At 68.3% G+C, this 23,762-nt stretch carries 19 protein-coding genes; 12 read left to right on the top strand and 7 right to left on the bottom strand.

Going from position 1 to position 23,762, the window contains the following annotated elements; all coding sequences use genetic code 11:
- Positions 1–16: 16 nt before the first annotated feature.
- From AC1RSK_RS14585 to AC1RSK_RS14575, 3 genes are all read left to right on the top strand, one after another.
- Positions 17–2,380 carry a TonB-dependent receptor gene (locus tag AC1RSK_RS14585; protein WP_492908292.1) on the top strand — a complete coding sequence of 788 codons (2,364 nt, stop codon included), beginning with the start codon at positions 17–19 and terminating at the stop codon, positions 2,378–2,380.
- A 170-nt stretch (positions 2,381–2,550) separates the two neighbouring features.
- Positions 2,551–4,878 carry a PAS domain-containing protein gene (locus tag AC1RSK_RS14580; protein ID WP_492908291.1) on the top strand — a complete coding sequence of 776 codons (2,328 nt, stop codon included), beginning with the start codon at positions 2,551–2,553 and terminating at the stop codon, positions 4,876–4,878.
- Between the two features lie 68 nt (positions 4,879–4,946).
- Positions 4,947–6,638, top strand: a complete 1,692-nt coding sequence (locus AC1RSK_RS14575) for an MFS transporter (RefSeq protein ID WP_492908290.1) — start codon at positions 4,947–4,949, stop codon at positions 6,636–6,638.
- 54 nt (positions 6,639–6,692) lie between these two features.
- Here the strand turns inward: AC1RSK_RS14575 and modB are convergent, their stop codons facing one another.
- From modB to AC1RSK_RS14555, 4 genes are read right to left on the bottom strand one after another with little or no spacing between them, the layout of a single operon-like run.
- Positions 6,693–7,379, bottom strand: coding sequence for a molybdate ABC transporter permease subunit (modB, locus tag AC1RSK_RS14570; RefSeq protein WP_492908289.1), 687 nt, complete (start codon positions 7,377–7,379; stop codon positions 6,693–6,695).
- Positions 7,380–7,390: 11 nt separating this feature from the next.
- Positions 7,391–8,284, bottom strand: coding sequence for a precorrin-2 dehydrogenase/sirohydrochlorin ferrochelatase family protein (locus AC1RSK_RS14565; protein WP_492908288.1), 894 nt, complete (start codon positions 8,282–8,284; stop codon positions 7,391–7,393).
- A complete protein-coding gene (locus AC1RSK_RS14560; protein WP_492908287.1) occupies positions 8,284–8,682 on the bottom strand; it encodes an MliC family protein in 399 nt (132 codons plus the stop codon). The genes AC1RSK_RS14565 and AC1RSK_RS14560 overlap by 1 nt, the downstream gene beginning before the upstream one ends.
- Positions 8,679–9,032: a c-type cytochrome gene (locus AC1RSK_RS14555; protein WP_492908286.1), complete on the bottom strand. Its 354-nt coding sequence runs from the start codon at positions 9,030–9,032 to the stop codon at positions 8,679–8,681. The genes AC1RSK_RS14560 and AC1RSK_RS14555 overlap by 4 nt, the downstream gene beginning before the upstream one ends.
- A 641-nt stretch (positions 9,033–9,673) precedes the next feature.
- Between AC1RSK_RS14555 and AC1RSK_RS14550 the strand changes: the two genes are divergently transcribed.
- Together AC1RSK_RS14550 and AC1RSK_RS14545 are read left to right on the top strand one after the other, a co-directional pair.
- Positions 9,674–10,201 carry a DUF2975 domain-containing protein gene (locus AC1RSK_RS14550; protein WP_492908285.1) on the top strand — a complete coding sequence of 176 codons (528 nt, stop codon included), beginning with the start codon at positions 9,674–9,676 and terminating at the stop codon, positions 10,199–10,201.
- A gap of 10 nt (positions 10,202–10,211) precedes the next feature.
- Complete coding sequence (locus AC1RSK_RS14545; RefSeq protein ID WP_492908284.1) at positions 10,212–10,445, top strand: helix-turn-helix domain-containing protein; 234 nt, start codon at positions 10,212–10,214, stop codon at positions 10,443–10,445.
- 54 nt (positions 10,446–10,499) lie between these two features.
- On the opposite strand, the gene rph is transcribed toward AC1RSK_RS14545, so the two are convergent.
- The gene (gene rph / locus AC1RSK_RS14540; protein ID WP_492908283.1) at positions 10,500–11,216 is read right to left on the bottom strand and encodes a ribonuclease PH; all 717 of its coding nucleotides are present in this window, start codon (positions 11,214–11,216) and stop codon (positions 10,500–10,502) included.
- 96 nt (positions 11,217–11,312) lie between these two features.
- On the opposite strand from rph, the gene hrcA reads away from it, so the two are divergent.
- Both hrcA and grpE read left to right on the top strand, forming a co-directional pair.
- Entirely contained in the window at positions 11,313–12,398 is a 1,086-nt protein-coding gene (hrcA, locus tag AC1RSK_RS14535; protein ID WP_492908282.1) for a heat-inducible transcriptional repressor HrcA, read from the top strand.
- A gap of 8 nt (positions 12,399–12,406) precedes the next feature.
- Entirely contained in the window at positions 12,407–13,033 is a 627-nt protein-coding gene (grpE, locus tag AC1RSK_RS14530) for a nucleotide exchange factor GrpE (protein WP_492908281.1), read from the top strand.
- Positions 13,034–13,036: 3 nt separating this feature from the next.
- Here the strand turns inward: grpE and AC1RSK_RS14525 are convergent, their stop codons facing one another.
- The gene (locus tag AC1RSK_RS14525; protein ID WP_492908280.1) at positions 13,037–13,771 is read right to left on the bottom strand and encodes a hypothetical protein; all 735 of its coding nucleotides are present in this window, start codon (positions 13,769–13,771) and stop codon (positions 13,037–13,039) included.
- 86 nt (positions 13,772–13,857) lie between these two features.
- On the opposite strand from AC1RSK_RS14525, the gene AC1RSK_RS14520 reads away from it, so the two are divergent.
- The 5 genes from AC1RSK_RS14520 (at position 13,858) to gyrB (ending at position 21,318) form a co-directional block, all read left to right on the top strand.
- The gene (locus tag AC1RSK_RS14520) at positions 13,858–14,640 is read left to right on the top strand and encodes a hypothetical protein (RefSeq protein WP_492908279.1); all 783 of its coding nucleotides are present in this window, start codon (positions 13,858–13,860) and stop codon (positions 14,638–14,640) included.
- Complete coding sequence (locus AC1RSK_RS14515; protein ID WP_492908278.1) at positions 14,630–16,276, top strand: AAA family ATPase; 1,647 nt, start codon at positions 14,630–14,632, stop codon at positions 16,274–16,276. Before AC1RSK_RS14520 ends, AC1RSK_RS14515 begins: the two co-directional genes overlap by 11 nt.
- Positions 16,277–16,403: 127 nt before the next feature.
- Positions 16,404–17,525, top strand: a complete 1,122-nt coding sequence (dnaN, locus tag AC1RSK_RS14510) for a DNA polymerase III subunit beta (protein WP_492908277.1) — start codon at positions 16,404–16,406, stop codon at positions 17,523–17,525.
- A 172-nt stretch (positions 17,526–17,697) separates the two neighbouring features.
- Complete coding sequence (gene recF, locus AC1RSK_RS14505; RefSeq protein WP_492908276.1) at positions 17,698–18,846, top strand: DNA replication/repair protein RecF; 1,149 nt, start codon at positions 17,698–17,700, stop codon at positions 18,844–18,846.
- The gene (gyrB, locus tag AC1RSK_RS14500; RefSeq protein WP_492908275.1) at positions 18,847–21,318 is read left to right on the top strand and encodes a DNA topoisomerase (ATP-hydrolyzing) subunit B; all 2,472 of its coding nucleotides are present in this window, start codon (positions 18,847–18,849) and stop codon (positions 21,316–21,318) included.
- Positions 21,319–21,519: 201 nt separating this feature from the next.
- On the opposite strand, the gene recQ is transcribed toward gyrB, so the two are convergent.
- Positions 21,520–23,700, bottom strand: coding sequence for a DNA helicase RecQ (gene recQ, locus AC1RSK_RS14495; protein ID WP_492908274.1), 2,181 nt, complete (start codon positions 23,698–23,700; stop codon positions 21,520–21,522).
- Positions 23,701–23,762 lie beyond the last annotated feature (62 nt).

Raw genomic sequence — 23,762 nt, 5'->3', positions numbered from 1 at the left:
CTGGGGACAGTTCTACATGCGTTCGTTCAAGCCGGTGGGCGTCACCGCCCGCGCCAAGCGCGCTCTCGGGGTCGCCGCCGTGGCCGGGATCGCGGGCCTGGGCCTGGCTGGGACGGCGCTGGCCGCCGACGAGGCGCCGATGTCCACCGCCGAGGCCGACGCCGCCGACATCGTCTCGGGCGTCGAGATCAAGGGCGCCAAGGACAAGCCGGTCTCGCCCAAGCTGACCGCCGAGCCGCTGGACCATCCCCAGACCATCACCGTGGTTTCCGACCGCACCCTGCGCGACCAGAACCTGCTGACCCTGCGCGATGTGCTGCAGACCGTGCCCGGCATCACCTTCGGGGCCGGCGAGGGCGGCGGCGGCTATGGCGACAGCATCAACCTGCGTGGCTACAGCGCCAACAACGACATCACCACCGACGGCCTGCGCGACTCGGCCCAGTACAGCCGCACCGACACCTTCAATCTGCAGCAGATCGAGGTCGTCAACGGCGCCAACGGCGCCTACTCGGGCTCCGGCGGCGTCGGCGGCAGCATCAACCTGGTCAGCAAGAGTCCGTCCGGCTCGGATCGCACGACGATCGCGGCCGGCATCGGCACCGACAGCTACGGCCGCCTGACGGTCGATTCCAACATGCTGCTGGGCAACGAGATCGCCATTCGCCTGAACGGCATGATCCACGCCAACGATGTCCCCGGCCGCGATGTCGAGACCTACGAGCGCTGGGGCTTCGCCCCGTCCGTGACCTTCGGCCTGGGCGGCAAGACCCAGTTCACCGCCGCCTACATCCACCAGGAAGACGAGAACACGCCCCGCTACGGCGTGCCCTACGCCAGCAACGCCTTCCTCAACGGGCCGCTGCCGGGCGTCGATCCGTCGAGCTATTACGGCTATCGCAACCTGGACACCCAGGAGATCACGGTCGACGGCCTGACCCTGAAGCTGCGCCACGAGTTCAGCGAAAACCTGATCCTGACCAACACCGCCCGCTGGCAGAAGATCGAGCAGACGACCATCGTCGACGCCCCCCAGGGCGCCTGGTGCCTGGCCAGCGGCTTCAACCCGCAGACCCTCCCCGCCAGCCCCCAGACCCCCATCGCCTGTGGCGCGCCCGGCTTCTTCACCGCCACCGCCAGCGGCCCGCGCGGCAACCGTCGCGACACCGAGAACACCCAGCTGATCAACCAGACCGACCTCAATTGGAAGTTCGCCACCGGCCCGTTGCAGCACAACCTGGTGCTCGGCGCGGCCTTCTCGAACGAGACCTACGACCTGGTCACCGGCAACATCCTGCGCACCGACCAGGGCGTGACGGTGGTGCTGGCGCCGATCTCGATCGCCAACCCGGTCAATGTCTACAGCGGGCCGGTCAACTATCTGCCGACGACGATCAGCGACGGCGAGCTGAACAACCAGGCGGTCTATCTGTTCGACAACATCGAGATCGGCCCGCAGTGGGCGATCAACGGCGGCATCCGTTTCGAGCACAACGAAGGCGAGTTCTTCTCGACCCCCTACACCTACACCCCGGCCGCCCCGAACCCGCCGACCCGCGTCGCCGGCGTCTCGACCCGGGCCGAGAACGAGGAGGACCTCGTCTCCTACCGCGTCGGGGTGGTGTTCAAGCCGGCCGCCAACGGCTCCATCTACCTGGCCTACGGCAACGTCAGCACCCCGTCGCAGGCCACCGTCAACAGCGGCTGTTCGGCGACCGGCACGGCCCAGAACTGCGACCTCGATCCGGAAGAGGGCGAAGTCATCGAGCTGGGGACCAAGTGGGACCTTCTCGACGGTCGCCTGTCGCTGACCGGGGCGCTGTTCCAGAACACCCGCAGCAAGATCCGCCTGGCCTCGAACGACCTGCAGATCCCGGTGCAGCAGCAGGACGGCAAAAGCCGGGTGCGCGGCGTCACCCTGGGGGTCAGCGGCCAGATCCTGAAGAACTGGACGGTGATCGCCAACTACACCTACCTCGACAGCGAGATCCTGCAGAACATCGCCAACACGGCCCTGCCGCCGAACAACGTCGACTTCACCAAGGGCGACCCGATCCCGCTGACGCCCAAGCACGCCTTCAATATCTGGACGACCTACCAGTTCAACGACCAGTGGATGGCCGGCATCGGGGCCAACTATTCGGGCGAGTACGCCTTCCAGCAGGCCAGCGCCATCGCCCCGCTGCTCCACTCGGACGACTACTGGATCATGAACGCCTCGGTGACCTGGACGATCAACGACCGGGTCGGCCTACAGCTCAACGTCAAGAACCTGACGGACGAGGAATACTACACCAACATCCGCTCCAACTCCGGCTTTGGCTGGGCCATCCCGGGGGACACCCGTTCGGCCACGCTGACCACCACGGTCCGGTTCTGATCGCCTCGATCCTCCTCCAGGCGGACACCCCCTAGAACCGGTATCCCAGGCCGCGCCCGTCATCCCCCCGACGGGCGCGGCCGTCCTTTTGTGCGGCGGGTGCGACGGCCTGACGCAAGGGCAACGCGCAGAACCCTTCGTTCACGCCTTTGGCCGGATAGTTGCGGGCAATGAGCGGGGAAAATTCCATCTCGCCGGAGGGAACGGACGCGGCTCGGTGGTTCTTCGAGAACAGCCGTGACCTGTTTTGCGTCGTCCGCGACGGCCGGTTCGTCACGGTCAATCCCGCCTGGGCCAAGGTCACCGGCTGGACGGCCGGGGAGTTGATCGGCCGCAGTCCCCACAAATTCATCCACCCCGACGACCGCGCCGCCCTCAACGCCATGATCGCCGTGCTGGCCGAGCAGGGCGAGGCGGTGAACCTGGCCCGGGTGAAGATGAAGGACGGTTCTTGGCGCTGGTTCGAGGGCCGCAACCGCCTGGCCGAGGGCGGCGACGTGGTCGGGGTGATGCGCGATGTCCATGAGCAGCACGCCCGGTCGACCGAACTGGAGGCGGCGCGCCGCGACCAGATCATGCTGGCCGACGCCGCCGGCATCGGAACCTGGACCTATGAGCCGACCACCGACAGCATCGGCTGGTCGCTGGACGTGCTCAAGCTGTTCGGCTGGCCCCAGCAGGACATCGACACCCCCGACAAGTTCTTCCAGGTGCTTGACCCGGCCCAGCGCGAGGAGGTCAGCCAGGTCTTCGTGCGCGGCGCCGAGACCGGCGAGGGCGCCACCATCGAACACCGCATCCGCACCGCCGACGGCCGCTGGCTGACCATGCGGGCCACCTTCCGCACCGAGAAGCGCGGCGAGATGTACGCGCTGAAGGGCATTTCCCAGAACGTCACCGAACTGGCCGAGGCGCGGGACGCCGCCCTGCGCGGCCAGCAACGGGTTGGCGACCTGGCCGAGGAACTGACCGCCAACGCGGTGCGCCTGAAGCTGGCCCTGCGCGCGGCCGAGGCCGGCGCCTTCGAGATCGACCACGCCCACCGCACCTTCTGGGCCTCGGACCAGTTCTACGAGCTGGTCGGCCGGCACATGACCTTCGATGAGGTCGCGGTGAGCGTCTGGCCCTTCGTCCATCCGGACGATTGGCAGGTCGTCGTTGAGACCAACGAATGCTGGGCCCGGGGGGAAACCACCGACCCGCTGGAATTCCGCATCTTCCATCCGGACGGCGATGAGCGCTGGGTGCGGGTCTTCTACAGCCTGGATGTCGCCTCCCGCCGGGGCGTCGGCCTGGTCATGGACATCGACGCCCGCAAGCGCCAGGAACTGGCCCTGATGGACGCCGAGCGCGCCGCCCTGGCGGCCGGCGAGGCCAAGGCGCGCTTCCTCGCCAACATGAGCCACGAGCTGCGCACCCCGATGAACGGGGTGCTGGGCGTCATGCATCTGCTGGATCGCGAGCCCCTGACCGAGGACGGCAGGCGGCTGCTCTCCGAGGCCCTGGGATGCGGCCGGATGCTGACCACCCTGCTGGACGAGGTCATCGACTTCTCGCGCATCGAGGAGGGCAAGCTGGACTTGGCCATCGGGCCGGTCGATGTCGCCGCCCTGACCGACGGCGTCGTGCGCATGCTGCGGCCGCAGGCGGCGGAAAAGGCCATCGGCCTGGTGCTGGAAGGGGCCGACGGCCTGGGCTGGGCGGAGACCGACGGCCTGCGGCTGCGCCAGGCCCTGTTCAACCTGGTCGGCAACGCCGTCAAGTTCACCCTGCGGGGCCAGGTGACGGTGCGCTGCCGGCGCGAGGGCGCGCTGCTGAGGTTCGAGGTCGAGGACAGCGGCGTCGGCATCCCGCTGACCGCCCAGGAAAGCCTGTTCGAACGTTTCCACCAGGCCGACGCCTCGACGACGCGGCAGTTTGGCGGCTCCGGCCTCGGCCTGGCCATCACCCGGCGGCTGGCGGAGCTGATGGGCGGCGAGGTCTGCTTCACCTCGACGCCGGACCTCGGCTCGACCTTCGTGCTGACGGTGGCGGCGCCGGTGGCGCGGCCGACCGTCGCCGAGGACGCCTCGCCGCTCGACGGGGTCCTGGCGGGCCTGAGGGTGCTGGTCGTCGAGGACAATCCGACCAACCAGATGATCGCCGCCCGCCTGCTGGAGACCCTGGGGGCGGAGGCCGCCGTGGCCTGCGACGGCCTGGCCGGCGTCGATGCGGCGGCGGGCGGGCTCTACGACCTGATCCTGATGGACATCCAGATGCCCGGCATCGACGGGCTGGAGGCGGCCCGCCGTATCCGCGCCCTGCCGGCCCCGGCCTGCCAGGCGCCGATCATCGCCCTGACCGCCAACGTCATGTCGCACCAGAAACAGGCCTATCTGGCGGCCGGCATGGACGGGGTGGTCTCCAAGCCGCTGTCGCCCGCCGCCCTGCTGGCCGAGATCGCCCGGCTGTCCCAGGACCTGCCGCAGGATGAGGCGCCACAGGTCGTTGTCGCCTGATCGGCTTTCGCTGCAAGCGGTTGCAATGCTAGACCTCCTCCCTTGCTGACCCTCGGGGGAGGATGCCTATGACCGACCAGACCGCTGAAACGGCGCCCGTGACTCCAGAAGCGGCGCCGCCCGAAGCCTCTGGTGAAGGCGTCTCGATGACCACGGTGGTCGCCGCCAGCTCGGCCGGCACGGCCTTCGAGTGGTACGACTTCTTCATTTTCGGCAGCATGGCCGGGATCATCTCCCAGGTCTTCTTCACCGGCCTGAACGAGACCGCCGCCCTGATCGCGGCCCTGGCCCTGTTCGGCACCGGCTTCGCGTTTCGGCCGCTGGGCGCCCTGATCTTCGGGCGGATGGGCGACAAGGTCGGGCGCAAGGCGGCCTTCCTGATCACCGTCACCATGATGGGCGGAGCGACCTTCGCCATCGGCCTGCTGCCGACCTATGGCCAGGCCGGGATCATCGCGCCGATCCTGCTGATCATCCTGCGCATCCTGCAGGGCACGGCGCTGGGTGGCGAGTACGGCGGAGCGGCCATCTATGTCGCCGAGCATTCGCCGGCCAATAAGCGCGGCCTGATGACCGGCTGGATCCAGACCTCGGCTGCGCTGGGCCTGCTGGGCGCCCTGGGCGTCATCCTGGCCACCCGCACCCTGATCGGCGAAGAAGCCTTCAAGGCCTGGGGCTGGCGCGTGCCCTTCCTCGTTTCCGCGGGCCTGCTGGCCATCTCCATCTTCATGCGCCTGAAACTGGCCGAGAGCCCCAGCTTCCTGAAGCTGAAGGCGGCCGGCGAACAGTCGCAACACCCCTTCCGCGAGGCCTTCGGCCAGTGGAAGAACCTCAAGCTGGTACTGATCGCCCTCTTGGCCATCATGTTCGCCCAGGGGGCCGTCTGGTACTGCGCCTTCTTCTACACCCCGGTCTTCCTCGAGAAATTCCTCAAGGTCCCGCCGGCCACGGTCAACGAGCTGATGATGGTCGTCACCCTGGCCAGCGCGCCGATGTACGTCTTCTTTGGCTGGCTGTCGGACAGGTACGGCCGCAAATGGGTGATGTGGTTCGGCATGGTGCTGGCCCTGCTGGCCTTCCTGCCCGGCTTCCACATGATGGCCCAGTTCGCCAACCCGGGCCTGGCCGAGGCCTCCCGCAACACGCCGGTGGTGGTCGTCGCCGATCCGGCCGCCTGCTCGCTGCAGTTCGATCCCGTCGGCAAGACCGCCTTCGTCACTAGCTGCGACATCGCCAAGAGCTTCCTGGCCAACAGCGGCATCTCCTACGACAACGAGGCGGCCCCGGCCGGCTCCCTGGCCCGGGTGAAGATCGGCGAGACCGAGGTGGTCAGCGTCGAGGGCGGCGGGCTGGACAAGGCCTCGCTGAAGACCGTCAAGACCGGCGTCGAGGGCCGCTTGAAGGCCGCCCTGGCGCAGGCCGGCTATCCGCTGAAGGCCGATCCGGCCCGGGTCAACTTCTGGGGCCTGTTCAGCGTGTTGCTGGTCTTCACCATAGCGGCGACGGCGCTGTACGGGCCGCAGGCCTCGGCCCTGGTCGAGATGTTCCCGACGCGCGTGCGCTACACGGCGCTGTCGCTGCCCTATCACGTCGGCACCGGCTGGGTTGGCGGCTTCGTGCCGTTCAGCGCCTTCGCCATCGTGGCGGCGACGGGGAACATCTACGCGGGGCTGGCCTATCCGATCTTCTTCACCGGCATCAGCGTGCTCTCGACGCTGCTGTTCCTGAAGGAGACCAAGGGGCGGTCGCTGGATTTCTGAGAGCGGTCAGAGGGGACACATTGAAATCTCCGATTTCAATGTGTCCCCGTTTCCTCAACCGCCTGCCCTCTTGAGCGCCCAGCGCGTCAGCGCCTCGGCGCCAATCACCGCCGCCACGGCGATCCCCGCCGCCACCAGGCACAGGGCGGCGGCGCGCTGCTCGCCGCCGGGGGTCTGGATGGCCTGGTAGATGGCCGAGGGCAGGGTCAGGCTGACGCCGGGAATGGCGGCGGCGAAGGTGATGGTGGCCCCAAACTCGCCCAGCGCCTTGGCGAAGCCGAGCACGGCCCCGGCCGCCACGCCCGGCAGGGCCAGGGGCAGGGTGACGCGGGTCAACCGGGCCCAGGTCCCGGCCCCCAGGGTGCGGGCGGCCTGGTCGACCTGCGGGGCGATGGCCTCGATCGACAGGCGCATGGGCCGCACCATCAGCGGGAAGGCCATGACCGCGGCGGCCAGGGCGGCGCCGGTCCAGTCGAAGGCCAGGACGATGCCCAGCTTCGACAGCGGTTCGCCGAGCAGACCCTGACGGCCGAGCAGCAGCAGCAGGGCGTAGCCGGTGGCGACCGGCGGCAGCACCAGCGGCAGGTGAATGAGGGCGTCGAGCAGGCCCCGGCCCCAGAACCGTCCCCGGGCCAGGGCCCAGGCGGCGGCGAAGGCCAGCGGCATGGCGACCAGGGTGGCCACGGCCGCCACCCGAAGGGACAGCAGGACGATCTCGATATCCTGAGCCGTCAGTCCCATCAGCCCGCCCATCAGGTTCCGGGCGCCGCCAGCATGACCTCGACCATGACATCCTCGGCGGCCAGGGCCCGCAAGGTCGAGACGTCGGGCGCGCGGGTGATGATCCGCACCACCTGGCGGCCGGCGCGGACCAGGGCGGCGAGGGACTTGGGATCGCACTGCTCGGGCGCCAGCCGGCCGGCGTCGCGGCGGGCCAGGGCCAGCACGGAAGGATCGGCGTCGGCGTCGGCGCAGATGACGTCGGCTTCGGCCAACGCGCGTGACGCCCGCAGCGTCAGCAGATCGCCCGGGCCACGCCCGGCCACGAAGCTCAGCCGGCCGAGTGGATCGCCGCCCCGCTCCAGCTGGGCGCGCAGCAGGGTCTCGGCGCGCGGCATGTCGCCGGCCATGGCCGCCTCGGCCGCCTCGCCCGACAGCACCGAGCGCAGGAAGGCGCGGCGGGCGACGAGGTCGGGATAGGCGGCGCGCACCTCGCCCTGCAGCTGTTTCAGCAGCACGGCGACACGGCCGGCTCCGGGCGGCACCCGGGCCTCGATGTCGTTGCGCAGCAGGCTGGCCAGCATCGGCGCCGCCCCGGCCGTGCCGACGGCGGCGACCACGGCGCCGCGGTCGATGACGGCGGGCGTGTTGAAGTCGCAGAGCTCGGGCCGGTCGACGACATTGACCAGGCAGCCGGCCGCCCGCGCCGCCCCGGCCGCGGCCTGGATGAACAGGTCGTCGCCGGTGATGAAGGCCAGCAGGGCGCCGCCATAGGCCCCGACCAGGAAGGCCTGGCTGCCTTCCAGCCGCACGACCTGGGCCGGCGAGCCTTCGAACAGGCGCGCCTTGGCTTCGGCCGCCTCGCCGGTCCCGGCGATGACGATGCGGCGGCCCTCGAGGGGGAAGAAGGCGGGAAAGGCGTCCATCAGTCGGTCCGGCAGGCCTTGTAGGGGCCGCCCGGGAAACCTTCCAGCACCGCTTCGTCGCCCTTGCCCCAGATCTGGAACGGGCCCTCGCCGTAGCGGGCGCCGCTGGCCGCCGGCCGGGCGGCGAGGAGCTGGCTGGTCCCGCCGGCCGTCACCTTCACCCGGTCGCCGGGGAGGCCCCAGGCGGCGGTGAAGCGCTTGCCGCCGGCGCAGCGGTAGAGGAGCGTGTCGGGATTGGTTCCCGGGGCCGCCATCGCTGGGGCCGTGGCGGGCGCGCCGGGCGCCGAGGCGGGCGGCGGCAGTTTGGGGATCGGCAGGCTCGCGCGCTCGCCGCCGGTGCTGGCGCAGGCGGCCAGCAGCAGGGGTCCGGTCAGCAGGGCGGCGAGGCGAAGGGTCATTTCTGAGTCTTCAGATAGGCGACGATGGCCGTCCGCGCCTTGGGATCGGCGACCTTGTTGAACATCTTGGTCCCCGGCGCGAAGGCGGCCGGGCCCGCGAGGTAGGCGTCCAGCTGGGCGTCGCTCCAGGTCCCGGCCTTGGCCGACAGGGCCTTGGAATAGGCGTAGCCCGGCGACCCGGCGATCTTGCGCCCTACCACGCCCTTCAGGCTCGGGCCGGCCGGACCGTTGGTCCCGGTCAGGGTGTGGCAGCTCTTGCACTGGGCGTTGAACAGGGCCGCGCCGTCCTGGGCCGAAGCGGCGCCGGCGAGGGTCATCAGGGCGAGGGTCGCGGTCAGCAGAAGGCGCATGGATCGGGGCTCCGGCGGGTCGGTCGATGTGCAACCTAGTTCAAATGGCGGATGTCGGGCAGCGCTACAACCTCCCTCCCCTTTATGGGGAGGGACAGACGGCGAAGCCGTCAGGGTGGGGAAGTCAGGTTCAGGCTCGAAAGTTGGCGGGCCTTGGGTTTCCAGGCGCACGAGCTTTGGGCGCTCGGCATCCGACTTCCCCACCCTGCGAGGCTCCGCCTCGCTGTCCCTCCCCATGAAGGGGAGGGAGGAACTCATGAACGTCCGGTAACTAAGTTACGTGAGTTTAATATCGTTAAACGATATGTAATTTGATCGCCAAACGATGCGGGCCTATTCCCTCGCTCATGGAACGGCGCTTCCGCCGCTCCCCACAAACCAAAGAGGGACTACTCAAATGTCTTTCGGAAAAGTGACTTCCATCGTGGACCGCCTGGCCGTCGCCCTGGTCTACACCGCCGTCGTGCTGGTGATGCCGCTGGCCGCCTACACCTTCGTCGCGCAATCGCTGTAACCGGCGGGCTTCCGTGAGGCTCGCCGCCGAGGCATGCTCGCCGTCCGATCCGAACCACGGAATCGGCAACGGCGGGCGGCAGGCGGCCCCCATCGCGGGCATTGTGAGTTTCAGGGGCGCAGAGGTCATGAGAACGTTGGGACCCGGCTCGGTGTCGAGCCTGCTCAAGATCATTCTCGACGTGACCTGGTATGTGCTGTGGGTGGTCATCGGTTTCGCCGCCCTGTTCGGCATCGCCATGCTGCTGCTCAGCTTCAACACCGACATCATCGACAAGATCGAGATCGATGACATTGGCGAGCTTGGCCAGAAGGGCCCCGTGCTGGCCGCCGGCCTGTTCGCCTTCGCCCTCTACTGCACGGGCATCAATCTGATCGTCGGCAACCTGCGCCGCATCGGCCAGACCCTGACCGCGGGCGATCCCTTCCATCCCGACAACGTCGGCCGCCTTCGGCTGATCGGGCTGATCCTGGCCGGGCTGGAGCTCGGCAAATGGATCTTCTGGGGCGCGGTCGCCTTGCTGGCTCCCGACGTCGACCGGGCCAACGGCGGCTGGAGCCTGACCACCTGGTTTTCCGTCATGGTCGTCTTCGTGCTGGCCGAGGTGTTCCGCGAGGGCGCCCGCCTGCGCAACGAAGCCGAACTGACGATCTGAGGGCGCGCAAATGGCCATTCACGTCCGCCTCGACCGCGTGCTGCTCGAGCGCCGCATGTCGCTCACCGAACTCGCCGACCGCGTCGGCGTCACCATCGCCAACCTGTCGATCCTGAAGACCGGCAAGGCCCGGGCGATCCGGTTTTCGACGCTGGACGCCCTGTGCCGCGAGCTCGGCTGCCAGCCGGGGGACATCCTCAGCTTCGAGCCGGGGCCGAGCGATTATGGGGACGATGAGGAGTAGGTGCGCAGGAAGAGGGGACACATTGAAATCTGCGATTTCAATGTGTCCCCGTTTCTACAGTCCGCAAGCCGCCCGCTGCATGGCGAACAGCTCGCCGATGCCCTTTTCCGCCAGGCCGAACAGGCTCTCGAATTCCGGCCGGGTGAAGCCGCGCTTCTCGCCGGTGGCCTGAATCTCGACGATGTCGCCATTGCCGGTCAGCACGAAGTTGCAGTCGGCCTCGGCCGCCGAGTCCTCCTCGTAGTCGAGGTCAAGGACGGGGGTGTTGTCGAACACGCCGCAGGACACCGCCGCCACCTGGTCGATGATCGGGTCGGTGGTCAGCACCCCCTCGTCGAGCAGGTATTTGGTGGCCAGCCGCAGGGCCACCCAGGCGCCGGTGATGGCGGCGGTGCGGGTGCCGCCGTCGGCCTGGACGACGTCGCAGTCCAGCACGATCTGGCGCTCGCCCAGGGCCTTCATGTCGACCACGGCCCGCAGCGAGCGGCCGATCAGCCGCTGGATCTCCTGGGTGCGGCCCGACTGCTTGCCCTGCGCGGCCTCGCGGCGGCCGCGGGTGTGGGTGGCGCGCGGCAGCATGCCGTACTCGGCCGTGACCCAGCCGGCCCCCTTGCCGCGCATCCAGCCGGGGACGCCGGTCTCGACGCTGGCGGTGACCAGAACCTTGGTGTGGCCCGCCGTGATCAGGCAGCTGCCCTCGGCATAGCGGTTGACCGCCGTTTCCAGGGTGATCTGGCGCAGCTGGTCGGGGGCGCGGGTCGAGGGGCGCATGGGCATCCTTGGTAAAACAGGGCGCGGCTTGCGCGCCGAAGGTGGCCGCTTATCCTAGATGCGGCGTCCGGCGTCCACCGGGCCTATAGGAAGCGTATGAACCCTCTCCTCCCCGGTCCCCCCAAAAGTGTCTTGGGTCAGACCCCCAGCCTGTCGGACCTCGACGGCCGGGCGCGCGACATCTTTCGCCGGATCGTCGAGAGCTATCTGGAAACCGGCGAGCCGGTCGGCTCACGGACCATCTCCAAGGGCGGGGTGCATCTGTCGCCGGCCTCGATCCGCAACACCATGCAGGATCTCGGGGCGCTTGGCCTGCTCAACGCGCCGCACATCAGCGCCGGCCGGATGCCGACCCATGCCGGCCTGCGCCTCTTCGTCGACGGCCTGTTGGAGGTTGGCGATGTCGGCGAGGCCGAGCGCAACGCCATCGAAGGGCGGCTGAAATCCAAGGGCGGCTCGATGGAGGAGGCGCTGCAGGAGGCCAGCGCCATCCTCTCCGGCCTGGCCGGCGGGGCCGGGATCGTGGTGACGCCGTCGCACGAGGCCGGGGTCAAGCATGTGGAGTTCGTGGCCCTGGGGCCCGACCGGGCGCTGGTGGTCATCGTGCTGGAAGACGGGGCGGTCGAGAACCGCATCATGCGGCTGCAACCGGGCATCACCCCGGCGGCCCTGACCGAGGCCTCCAACTTCCTGGCCAGCCGGTTGCAGGGCCGCACCCTGTCCGAGGCCCGAAACGAGATGCGCGGCGAGCTGGCGCTGGCTCGCCAGGAGCTGGATTCGGTGGCCGCCCGGCTGGTCGAGGACGGGCTGGCCGCCTGGGGCGGCGGGGCGGAGGACGCCCGGGCCCTGATCGTGCGCGGCCAGGCCAATCTGATCGACGGCGCGGCGGCCGAGGACCTGGAGCGAATCCGCCGCCTGTTCGAGGATCTGGAGCAGAAGGAACAGTTGATCGGCCTGCTCGACGGGGTGAAAGAGGCCGAGGGGGTGCGCATCTTCATCGGCGCCGAAACGCGCCTGTTTTCACTTTCGGGTTCCGCTGTGATCGCGGCTCCCTATATGTCGGGCCGACAGAAGGTGCTGGGGGCGATCGGCGTGATCGGTCCGGCGCGGTTGAACTATGCCCGCGTTATCCCGTTGGTGGACTATACCGCCAGGGTGCTGGGCCAGATGATGGACGGATGAGACCAGGTATGACCGACGAGACGAACCCGAGCGAGATTCAGGACGACGACACCATCGACTTCAGCGAAGCCGACAGTGAGATCGAGGCCCTGAAGGCCGAGGTCGCCGCCCTCAAGGACCAGGCCCTGCGCTACGCCGCCGACGCGGAGAACACCAAGCGTCGGGCCGAGCGCGAGGTCAACGACGCCCGCGCCTATGCGATCACCAAGTTCGCCCGCGACCTCTTGGAAGCCGCCGACAACCTCGGCCAGGCCACGGCCCACGCGCCGAAGGACAGTCCGGACCAGGTGGTCAAGAACTTCGTGGTCGGCATCGAGATGACCCAGAAGAAGCTTCTGGAGGCCTTTGAGCGCAACGGCCTGAAGAAGGTCGACCCGGCGACGGGCGAGAAGTTCGACCCGCACCTGCACCAGGCGATGATGGAGCAGAGCTCCGACGAAGTGTCGGCCGGGGCGGTGATCAAGACCCTGCAGCCGGGCTATTCCCTGTTCGGCCGGCTGGTCCGTCCGGCCATGGTGGTGGTCGCCGCCAAGGGCTCGGGCGCCGGCGCGCCGGAGCAGACGGCGAACACGGCGGCCAACCCCTATTCCAGCACCGGCGAGGTGTCGGGCGAGGCGATCGACACCAAGGCCTGAGGGCTACTGGGATCGGTTCGCCAGGGCTCTGGGAATGTCGCGTCCCAGCCAGATGGCGATCACCGCGGTGATCAGTCCGGCGGCGGCCATCGCCATTGGAATGGATTCCGTCAGGCCCAGAACGAGCCGCAGGAAGGCCAACGCCAGGAAGTAGGCGAACACGCCGATTTCGATGACGATCCCGAGGGTCTGCCAACCCTGGTTTCCGGGGCCAGGCGCACTCAGGCGACGCTCGTCGGCCACCCTGCGCAGACGTGAGGTCAACATCAGGGCGGCCGATGCGCCAGCCCCAACAACGACGCCGGCTATCGGAAACGACCACAGAACCTGCTGCTCCGACCATCCGACCGCCTGAGCCGCCTTGGCAGGCCCGGAAAAGAGGGCGTCCCAGCTGACGGCCAGCACGAGCGTCCAACCGACCGTAGCCGGCCCAGGCGGTTCCTCTTCGACCGTGGCTGCGTCGCGCCGGATATCCCGCGCCACGGTCCACAGAAGCCAACAGAGCAGCCCCGAGGCCAGCAGGCCGACCAGCGGCTTGAGCACCGCCTGCAGGGCCATCAGATAGATGGCGAGGAAGTAGCCAACGACCGGAAAGGCGATGTGGGTGAAGGTGATCTTCCACACCCAGCCGAATCCCTCCCGGTTGAGGCCCAGCATCCGGTAGCGCGCCAGGGTGGCCAGAATGACGTCGATGGCTATGCCCAGGCCCATGACGGTACAGGCGACCACATACTCCAAACGGACATCCCCCTGGCGTCCCGCGGAGACTTGCAACTTTATCGATAGCCTGCAACCATCTTTGCAACGGGCCTCGGGGGGACACGATGAGCCAAGCATCGACGACCGCACCGGCCTCATCGCTGCCGCAGACAAAGCCGTCCAAGGCCGGCGGGGGTCATTTCTCGCGGATATTCAACGGAACGGCCGGCCTTTGCCTCCTGTACGTCGGTGTCTATATCGTGGTCCATATCGGGCTGAACATCTGTGACGCTGAGACCCTGGTCTGTCGTAAAATCTGGTTCGACGACGTCAAGGATTTCGCGGGTCCGGCCAAGATCGGCCTTTGCTCCGGCCTGTTGACCTTGTCGCTCGGCCTGTTCCTGCGTGAAAACCTCGACAACCTCGGCTTCATCGCCCCGAAGGCCTTCCTGGCCGTCTTCGGCATCTACACCTATGGCCAGATCTGGGTGCTGATCGCGGGCCACATTGAGATTTTCACCTATCTTGGAGCGGCCTGGGATGTGGAGCAGGGACTCTTCAGCCGTCGAAAGCTCCTGGCCCTCATAGGCCATCTGAACCTGGCCATAGCCCTAGGCTGCCTGCTCTGGATGGAGCTGTACTCCCGGAAGGTCTACCGCACGGTCCAGGCCCACATCGGCGTCTCCTACCAACGGCATAAGCATACCTCGACCCTGCTCATCCTCTGTGCGGCCGGGTCCGTCCTTTGCGCGCTGGTGAAGATGAGCATGGTCTGGGGCAGCGACTATTCCCACAAGGCGGACATCACGCTGACGGTCCTGATCTTCGAGATCGTCATCGTTCTCGCGACTCTCGCGACGATCGCTTTCGGCGAAGGTCCGGGAAAGGGCGCCCACGATGATCATTGAAAGGGTGTCTGGCCGCCACCTCATGGGCCTCAAGGAAGTTCGTTTCGCCGATGGCCTGAATATTCTGCGCGGCGACAACGGCGTCGGAAAGTCTCGTGTGCTGGAGGCGCTGTCCCTGCTGGGTCACCTTCCGATCCTTGAGCAGGGAGACCTGAGCTTCGGAGAGCAGGTCACCATCGAGATCGACCTCTGGCTGGCGGTCAGCGATCTTGCATGGCTGGAGGCGCTGACGGCCCCCGACTCGGCGCTGCTCGCGACGGCCCTGAAGACCCTCGACGCGTCGGCGATCTCGCAGGATCACTTCCTGCCGGACCCTATCGGAAAAATCGGGCGCTGGCTGGCGTTGGCCCCGATCAGTCAGGGCCGGCGCCTCAGCATCCAGTTCCTCTGCCGGCATGACCAGAAGAGCGTCAAAACACTGAAGGCGGCGATCACCAGCGACTGGCTGCTCCGCGCCGACTGGATCATTGTACGGCAAGAAGCGGAGGCTGTCGGCGGCATCGAGGCCCTGGCCGCGCTCATCGCCTGGAGCCGGCCGGAACTCATTGGCCTCGATCGCCAGGCCGGGCCGGCCGAGTTGCGCCAAAGGGGACCGACCGAGGCTGATCAATGGTGGAAGTCGCCGCGCACCGAGGGCCGCCAGTTCCCGGGGGGAGAGCTGCCCAATCCGCCGATACTCTCCTACATTAACACCGACATGTATGACTGGGGGACCGGTCTGGACGTCCGCGAGAGCCCGAAGAACCTCGGCGAAAGCCTGTCGCGGGTGGTTATCGATCGCCTTCAGGCCTTGTCGTTCGACATGGCTGGCGGACAGGGGCCGGTCGGCCGGCCGGACAAGAAGGAATTCTCGCTCCATCAATCAGCCTGCGGCGCCGGAACCTCGATCGAGGAGGAGTGGCGATACGTGTTCGAGGAAGACGATGACGGGCCTGACAGTCGGAGCATCCAGATCATCTTCCGGAACGGGGTCTGGGAAATCGACATCGATGAGGAGGGGCCTCGGGACTTCCTCAGTTCCGGGGAGAACCAGGCCCTCTTCCTTCTGATGCTGCTGTTCTCGCTGGCCTCGCCCGGGTCGGTGTTGTTGCTGGACGAGCCCGAACTGCATTTTTCCATCGGGGCCGCGGGCCGGATCACCAGGCTCTGCCGGGCCTTCAGCGCCTGTTTCAACGTCCAGGTCATCATGGTGACCCATTCGCCGTTTCTGTATTACGATCAGGTGAGGCCAGGCGCTGGGCCGATCATTGATCGCTCGGTCCTGGAGCGGCCGAGCACGGGCTGGAACAGGGCGATCAAGAAGCCGCCGATCACCCTCGCCCACATCTCACGCAGCGGGGAAGGCGGCGTGCTGTACAATTCGGCGGCGGCGGATGTGCTGGCCGTGAGGTTGGCCGGACATCACATGCAGGTCGTGCGCACGCTTCGCCCCGCGGAAGGGCGGCTGAGCCACTATGTCAGCTTCGTGCCGAAATGGGCGCCGCTGCTGTCGATTCTGGGCCTGTTGTTCATCGTCGGCATGCTGCTGTTCGATGTCGGCGGAGCGGGCGAAGCGACGCCGCCCGCAGAGGCGGACCAGACCCCCGGGCCGGCTCGGCCGGTCGCGGCGAGTTCGCGGGTCGGCCCGCGACAATGAATGCCGGTCGGCCGTCGATCACAGCGGACGCCCCCTTTCTTGCTGCGCCGATTCCGCTAATGTCGAAGGTCAACTCTGAAGGCGGATTGGGGACTGTTTCCCGATTCGCGGGCGATCCGGACAAGACATGAAGCTGACCATCGAGCGGGCCGCGCTGCTGAAGGCCCTTGGCCACGTTCAGAGCGTCGTCGAGCGCCGCAACACCATTCCGATCCTGTCGAACGTGCTGCTGTCGGCCGACCGCGAGCAGGTCAGCTTCTCGGCCACCGACCTGGACATGGAGATCGTCGACGAGGGCGCCGCCCATGTCGACGTGCCCGGCCAGATCACCGCCCCGGCCCACACCCTGTACGAGATCGTCCGCAAGCTGCCGGACGGCGCCGATGTGTCCCTGACCTATTCGGGCGAGGATCCGCGCCTGCAGATCTCGGCCGGCCGGTCGAAGTTCAACCTGCCGGTGCTGCCGGCCGGTGACTTCCCGGTGATGAGCGCCGACGGCCTGTCGGCCCATATCCAGGTCGACGCCAATGAGCTGATCCGGCTGATCGACAAGACCCGCTTCGCCATCTCGACCGAAGAGACCCGCTATTACCTGAACGGCCTCTACGTCCACACGGTGATGGACGGCGGCGAGGCCAAGCTGCGCGCCGTCGCCACCGACGGCCACCGCCTGGCCCTGGCCGAGATGCCGGCCCCGGAAGGCAGCGCCGGCCAGCCGGGGGTGATCATCCCGCGCAAGACCATCAACGAGGCGCGGCGCCTGCTGGAAGACGCCGGGGAGTCGGTCGGCTTCCAGGTCAGCGCCCAGAAGGTGCGGTTCGAGTTCGCCGGGGCCTCGGCCCTGACCAGCAAGGTCATCGACGGCTCCTTCCCCGACTACATGCGGGTCATCCCGCGCGACAACCAGAAGATCATGACGGTCGACGCCGAGCTGTTCGCCAAGGCCGTCGACCGCGTGGCGACGATCTCGGCCGAGAAGAGCCGGTCGGTGAAGCTGGCCATCGAGACGGGCCGCATGACCCTGACGGTGCGCAACATGGAAGCCGGCCAGGGCGTCGAGGAGCTGGAGATCGACTACGACGGCGAGCCCTTCGAAATCGGCTTCAATGCGCGGTATCTGCTGGACGTGGCGGGGCAGATCAATGGCGAAACGGCCGAGTTCCGGTTCGCCGATCCGGCCAGCCCGACGCTGGTGCTCGACCCCACCGACGCGGGCGTGAAGTACGTTCTCATGCCGCTGAGGGTGTGATGAGCCCAGTTCCTCCCCCATCGGGGGAGGGGGACCGCGCGCAGCGTGGTGGAGGGGGTCCTCCACCGGCCTGGGCGGGTACGAAAGCTGCCGCGACCGTCCGTTGGGGACCCCCTCAGTCATCGCGAACTGCGTTCGCGCTGCCAGCTCCCCCGAAGGGGGAGCAACTGTCGTGACCACCTCCGCCCTCACCTCCCTGACCCTGACCAACTTCCGCTCCTACGAGCACGGGAGCCTGGAGCCGCATGGCCGCAGCGTCTGGCTGGCCGGGCCGAACGGCGCGGGGAAGACCAACCTGCTGGAGGCGATCTCGCTGCTGAGCCCCGGCAAGGGCCTGCGCGGCGCCGGGCTGGCCGAGGTCGGGCGGCGGATGCCTGGCGAGGCCGTCGGACGGGCCTGGGCGGTCTCCGCAAGGGTCTCCGACGGGGAGGATGAGGTGCAGCTGGGCACCGGCACGGAGACGGCCGGCTCCTCGCGCCGCCTGACCAGGGTCGAAGGCACGACCGTGCCGCCCGGCCGGCTGACCGACCATATCCGCCCCGTCTGGCTGACCCCCGCCCAGGACCGGCTGTTCCTTGAGGCGGCCGGGGACCGGCGGCGGTTCTTCGACCGGCTGGTGTTCGCCGCCGAGCCGCTGCATGCGGCGCACGCCAGCGCCTACGACCGGGCTCTGCGCGAGCGCATGCGCCTGCTGACCGACGAGAGCGCGGCCCCCGATCCGGTCTGGCTGACCGCGCTGGAGGCGCGGATGGCTGAGCATGGCGCCGCCCTCAGCAGCGCCCGGGCCCGCACCCTCAGCGCCCTGCAGGCGGAGATCGATTCCCGCACCGACAGGCCCTTCCCGAGAGCCCGGCTGGCGCTGAGCGGCGAGTGGGAAACCCTTTCCGGACAGGGGGTGGAGGAGGCCGAGATCGCCGCCCGCCTGATCCCCGCCCTGGCCGCCTCCCGGGCCCGTGACGCCTCGGCCGGACGCGGTCTCACCGGCCCTCACCGGGGCGATCTGGCGGTGGTTCACGCCGAAAAGGACCGCCCGGCCGCCGAATGCTCCACCGGAGAGCAGAAAGCCTTGATTCTGAACCTGGTTTTGGCCCAGGCGGCGCGACTTTCTGCTGCAATTTCCGGCCCGAATCCTATATTGTTGCTGGACGAAGTCGCCGCCCACCTGGACCCGTTTCGACGGGCCGCCCTGGCGGACGAAATCGCGGCGCTGGGTCTGCAGGTGTTCCTCACCGGCACGGACGCTTCGCTGTTCGACCCCTTCAAAGGTCGGGCCCTGGGACTCCGCGTGGAGCCGACCGGCCTGACCGTTCTGGACGACTGAATGACCGACGAAACCACTGGCGATGTCCCGGAAATCAATCCGGACAAGACCCCCCTTGCCCAACAGACCGCCGAAGAAGGCGCGGCCGAGTACGGCGCTGAATCCATCAAGGTTCTCAAAGGCCTGGACGCGGTGCGCAAGCGCCCCGGCATGTACATCGGCGACACCGACGACGGCTCGGGCCTGCACCATATGGTCTATGAGGTGGTCGATAACGCCATCGACGAGGCCCTGGCCGGCTGGGCGACCCGCGTCGAGGTGATCCTCAACGCCGACGGCTCGGCGACGGTCAGCGACGACGGCCGCGGCATCCCCACCGACATCCACGAAGGCGAAGGCGTCTCGGCCGCCGAGGTCATCATGACCCAGCTGCACGCCGGCGGGAAATTCGACCAGAACAGCTACAAGGTCTCCGGTGGCCTGCACGGCGTCGGCGTGTCCGTCGTCAACGCCCTGTCGGACTACCTGCTGCTGAAGATCCACCGCAACGGCAAGCAGCACGAGATGCGCTTCGAGCGCGGCGACGCGGTGACCTCGCTGAGCATCACCGGCGACAGCCCCAAGCGCGACAACGGCGAGCCGCTGACCGGCACCATCGTCACCTTCTTCCCGTCGCTGTCGACCTTCAGCCACATCAATTTCGACCGCAAGACGCTGGAACACCGGCTGCGCGAGCTGGCCTTCCTCAACAGCGGCGTGACCATCTACTTCCGCGACCTGCGTGACGCCGAGCCCTACGAAGAGATCATGCACTACGAGGGCGGCATCGAGGCCTTCGTGCGCCACCTCGACAAGGCCAAGACGCCGCTGGTCAAGACGCCGATGGTCATCCGCGGCCAGCGCGAGAAGGTCCAGGTCGACCTGGCCCTGTGGTGGAACGACAGCTACCACGAGACCATGCTGTGCTTCACCAACAACATCCCGCAGCGGGATGGGGGCACCCACCTGGCCGCCTTCCGCGCGGCCCTGACGCGGGTGGTCGGCAACTACATCGAGAGCTCCGGCATGGCCAAGAAGGAGAAGGTCTCGGTGACCGGCGAGGACGCCCGCGAGGGCCTGACCTGCGTCCTGTCGGTCAAGGTGCCGGATCCCAAGTTCTCCAGCCAGACCAAGGACAAGCTGGTCTCGTCCGAAGTGCGCCCGGCCGTCGAGGGCCTGGTGCAGGAGGGCTTGGCCACCTGGTTCGAGGAACATCCGGTCGAGGCCCGCGTCCTGGTCGGCAAGGTGGTCGAGGCCGCCGCCGCCCGCGAAGCGGCCCGCAAGGCCCGCGAACTGACCCGCCGCAAGAGCGCGCTCGACATCACCAACCTGCCCGGCAAGCTGGCCGACTGTCAGGAGCGTGACCCGGCCAAGTCCGAACTGTTCCTCGTCGAGGGCGACAGCGCCGGCGGCTCGGCAAAACAGGCCCGCAACCGCGAAAACCAGGCGGTGCTGCCGCTTCGGGGCAAGATCCTCAACGTCGAGCGGGCGCGGTTCGACCGCATGCTGGGTTCCGACCAGGTCGGCACCCTGATCACGGCGCTCGGGGCCGGCATCGGCCGCGACGACTTCAACATCGAGAAGATGCGCTACCACCGCATCGTCATCATGACCGACGCCGACGTCGACGGCGCCCACATCCGCACGCTGCTCTTGACCTTCTTCTACCGGCAGATGCCGGAGGTGATCGAGCGCGGCTACCTCTACATCGCCCAACCGCCGCTCTACAAAGCCAGCAAGGGCCGCTCGTCGCGCTATCTGAAGGACGATGCGGAGATGGAGATCTTCCTGATCGACGAGGGCGTCGAGGGGGCGGAACTCGACCTGGCCAGCGGCGAACGGATGACCGGCGCCGACCTCCTGGCGCTGGTGCAGACGGCGCGCGGGGCCCGGGCCAACATCGAGCGCCTCTCGGCGCGCGCCCCGGCCACCGCCATCGAACAGGCGGCCCTGGCCGGCCTGCTCGGCGAGGAGCCTGACGTGGCCAAGGCGGCCGCCCGGCTCGACCTCTACGCCGAGGAGGGCGACGGTCCCTGGAGCGGCGAGCCGGCGGTCGGCGGCGGCTTCACCTTCACCCGCATGAAGCGCGGCGTGTCGGAGAAGGTCGTGCTCGACGACCAGACCCTGCATGCGGCCGACGCGCGGCGCCTGGCCGAACGGGCCGTGGCCCTGGCCGAGACCTTCTCGTCCCCGGCGGTATTCCGGCGCAAGGACAAGAGCCAGACGGTGCGCGGGCCGCTCGACCTGATGAACGCGGTCATGGAGGCGGGCCGTCGCGGCCTGACCATCCAGCGCTACAAGGGCCTGGGCGAAATGAACCCCGAACAGCTGTGGGAAACCACCCTGGACTCGGAAGCCCGCACCCTGCTGCAGGTCAAGGTCAACCACGCCGATGACGCGGACGACATGTTCAGCCGGTTGATGGGGGACCTGGTGGAGCCGAGGCGGGAGTTCATCCAGGCCAATGCGCTGGACGCCGAGGTGGATACCTAACTCAAACTGAGACGCCGCAAGCGTTTCGCTCTCCCCCGCTTGGCGGGGGAGTGGCTTTGGCGAGCGCTGCAAGCGAGCCAAACCGAGGGGGTTTCCGCCGGTGGTTGGGGATTGGCCTTCCACCGCCGGCGCGGCCCCGCCTCCTGGTCCGTCGCTGACGCTCCGAACCGTCCTCCGCCCCCTCTCGGGGGCGGAGAGCGATCAGCCACGAGCCGCCCGGTAGATCTGGTGAAGCACCTCGTGCATGTCGTCGAAGACTTCTTGAGCGGGAATGCGGAGCGTCCGGATGCCCTGCTCCGCAAACCAGGCGTCTCGCCGCCGGTCAGCCTCGGGACGCCGGCCGTGGCTGTGACCGATGCCATCGACCTCGATCGCCAGCTTCACCGCCGGGCAGTAGAAATCGAGCACATAGATACCCATCGGATGCTGCCGCCGGAACTTCAATCCGTCCAACTGACGCGACCGCAGTCCGGTCCAGAGCAGGGCTTCCGGCGAACTCATCGACTGGCGCAGGACGCGGGCACGGGCCGAGGCCTCGGGTAGCGCGTTGGCGCGACCAGCGACGACCTCCAGCACAGGCTCGCCATAGCGATCCAGCTTGCCCTCGCCCACGCCACTGACGGCGGCGAGCGCCGGCAAGGTGCTTGGCCGCCGCACGGCGATTTCCGCCAGTGTCGCATCGTGGAAAATCACATACGGCGGCACATGCTGGCGCTGCGCCTCATCCTTGCGCCAGGTCCGCAGCCGTTCGAACACCACCGTCTGCTCCGCCGTCAGCGCCGCCAGCACATCCTTGCGCCCCTTGCTCGCCCGCGTCTTCCCGGCCGCCGCGGCGCGGGTCGAGTCCTTGCGGATCAGCACCGACCGCTCCGACTTCCACACCGCTCGCACCCCGTCGATATCGCCCAGGCCGATCAGTGGCCGCCCATCATTCGGGTCTTCCTTCAGCAGTCCCTCGAACAGCAGCTGGTCGATCAGGTCGCGCCAGGCGTGCTGGCTGAGCTCCGTGCCGATGCCCCAGGTCGACAGCCCGGCCTCGAAATCCGAGACATCCTTGGTCTTGCCGAGCAGGTGGTCGACCAGCCGGCCGCGCCCGAACCGGCCGCCCAGCCGATGCGTCGCCGCCAGGGCCTTCGACGCCGACTGGGTGACGTCGATGCTCTCCGGCGGTGACAGGCAGAGGTCGCACTGGCCGCAGCGCTCGACCCGCTCCTCGCCAAAATAGCGGCGCACCGCCGCCGCCCGGCAGGCCGTGCCCTCCATCATGCCGTAGAACTGCCGGATCTTGCGGCCCTGCACCTGCTTGACCTCCGGGGCCATGTCGCGGCTTTCCAGCCGGCGGAAGGCCCAGGCCATGTCGGCGCTGGAATAGAGGGTGATGCCGTCGGCCGGCTGGCCGTCGCGGCCGGCCCGGCCGATCTCCTGCCAGTAGGCCTCGATGCTGGCCGGCGGGTCGGCGTGGATGACATAGCGGACGTCGGGCTTGTCGATGCCCATGCCGAAAGCGATGGTCGCCACCATCACCGCCGCGTCGGCCTCCAGGAACTCCTCAAGCCGCCGGCCGCGCAGCTCCTTCTCCAGCCCCGCGTGGTAGGGGATAGCGGGAGCGCCAGCGTCGCGTAGTTTGCCGGCCAGCTCGTCGGCGCCGTCGCGACTGCCGACATAGACCACCCCCGACTTGCCGGGCCGCTGTCCAACCAATTCCAAGACCCGCTTGTGGCCCGTGCCGACCTTGCGCTCGGCGTTCAGCGACAGTTCCGGGCGGGCGAAGCTGTCGACGAACTCGGCGGCGTCCTGCAGGCTCAGCTGGTTGCGGATGTCCTCGCGGGTGCGGGCGTCGGCGGTGGCGGTGACGGCCATGCGGGGCACGCCGGGGAAGCGTTCGGCCAGCCGGCCGAGCAGCCGGTAGTCGGGCCGGAAGTCGTGGCCCCACTGGCTGACGCAGTGGGCCTCGTCGATGGCGATCAGCGACAGCGGCAGGCGGGCCAGCCGCTCCAGCATGCCGTTCGACGACAGGCCTTCGGGCGAGACGTAGAGCAGGTCCAGCTCACCCCGGTCGATGCTCTCCCAGATCTCCTGTCGCTCGAAGACGGGAATGTTGGAATCCAGCCGCGCCGCCGCCACGCCGGATTGGCGCAGGCTGGCGACCTGGTCGCTCATCAGGGCGATCAGCGGCGAGATGACCAGGCCCAGGCCCGGCCGGATCATGGCCGGGATCTGGTAGCAGACGCTCTTGCCGCCGCCGGTCGGCAGCACGGCGACGACGTTGCGGTCGGCCAGCACCTCCTCGATGACGCCGGCCTGCAGGCCACGGAACTCGGCATGGCCGAACACCCGGCGCAGGGTCTCGCGGGCGGTGTCGAGGGTGGGAGAATCGGTCACCAGCGCCTTATGCCATGCGCTCGCGGCGGCGGGGACGGAAAGGACGAGGCTGGGCGGCATGA

Source organism: Caulobacter sp. GW821-FHT11A05, assembly GCF_058809015.1.
Note: the sequence above shows the minus strand (reverse complement) of the source record. Positions and strands in the feature narration are given on the sequence as shown.

What these genes read in the sequence shown, in the direction of transcription:
- AC1RSK_RS14580 (WP_492908291.1), top strand. Translation starts at nt 2,551, where the DNA reads ATGAGCGGGGAAAATTCCATCTCGCCGGAGGGAACGGACGCGGCTCGG.
- AC1RSK_RS14560 (WP_492908287.1), bottom strand. Translation starts at nt 8,682, where the DNA reads ATGACCCTTCGCCTCGCCGCCCTGCTGACCGGACCCCTGCTGCTGGCC.
- AC1RSK_RS14550 (WP_492908285.1), top strand. Translation starts at nt 9,674, where the DNA reads ATGAGAACGTTGGGACCCGGCTCGGTGTCGAGCCTGCTCAAGATCATT.
- AC1RSK_RS14585 (WP_492908292.1), top strand. Translation starts at nt 17, where the DNA reads ATGCGTTCGTTCAAGCCGGTGGGCGTCACCGCCCGCGCCAAGCGCGCT.
- AC1RSK_RS14520 (WP_492908279.1), top strand. Translation starts at nt 13,858, where the DNA reads ATGAGCCAAGCATCGACGACCGCACCGGCCTCATCGCTGCCGCAGACA.
- AC1RSK_RS14515 (WP_492908278.1), top strand. Translation starts at nt 14,630, where the DNA reads ATGATCATTGAAAGGGTGTCTGGCCGCCACCTCATGGGCCTCAAGGAA.
- AC1RSK_RS14545 (WP_492908284.1), top strand. Translation starts at nt 10,212, where the DNA reads ATGGCCATTCACGTCCGCCTCGACCGCGTGCTGCTCGAGCGCCGCATG.
- hrcA (WP_492908282.1), top strand. Translation starts at nt 11,313, where the DNA reads ATGAACCCTCTCCTCCCCGGTCCCCCCAAAAGTGTCTTGGGTCAGACC.
- AC1RSK_RS14565 (WP_492908288.1), bottom strand. Translation starts at nt 8,284, where the DNA reads ATGGACGCCTTTCCCGCCTTCTTCCCCCTCGAGGGCCGCCGCATCGTC.
- modB (WP_492908289.1), bottom strand. Translation starts at nt 7,379, where the DNA reads ATGGGACTGACGGCTCAGGATATCGAGATCGTCCTGCTGTCCCTTCGG.
- AC1RSK_RS14555 (WP_492908286.1), bottom strand. Translation starts at nt 9,032, where the DNA reads ATGCGCCTTCTGCTGACCGCGACCCTCGCCCTGATGACCCTCGCCGGC.
- grpE (WP_492908281.1), top strand. Translation starts at nt 12,407, where the DNA reads ATGACCGACGAGACGAACCCGAGCGAGATTCAGGACGACGACACCATC.
- rph (WP_492908283.1), bottom strand. Translation starts at nt 11,216, where the DNA reads ATGCGCCCCTCGACCCGCGCCCCCGACCAGCTGCGCCAGATCACCCTG.
- AC1RSK_RS14575 (WP_492908290.1), top strand. Translation starts at nt 4,947, where the DNA reads ATGACCGACCAGACCGCTGAAACGGCGCCCGTGACTCCAGAAGCGGCG.
- gyrB (WP_492908275.1), top strand. Translation starts at nt 18,847, where the DNA reads ATGACCGACGAAACCACTGGCGATGTCCCGGAAATCAATCCGGACAAG.
- dnaN (WP_492908277.1), top strand. Translation starts at nt 16,404, where the DNA reads ATGAAGCTGACCATCGAGCGGGCCGCGCTGCTGAAGGCCCTTGGCCAC.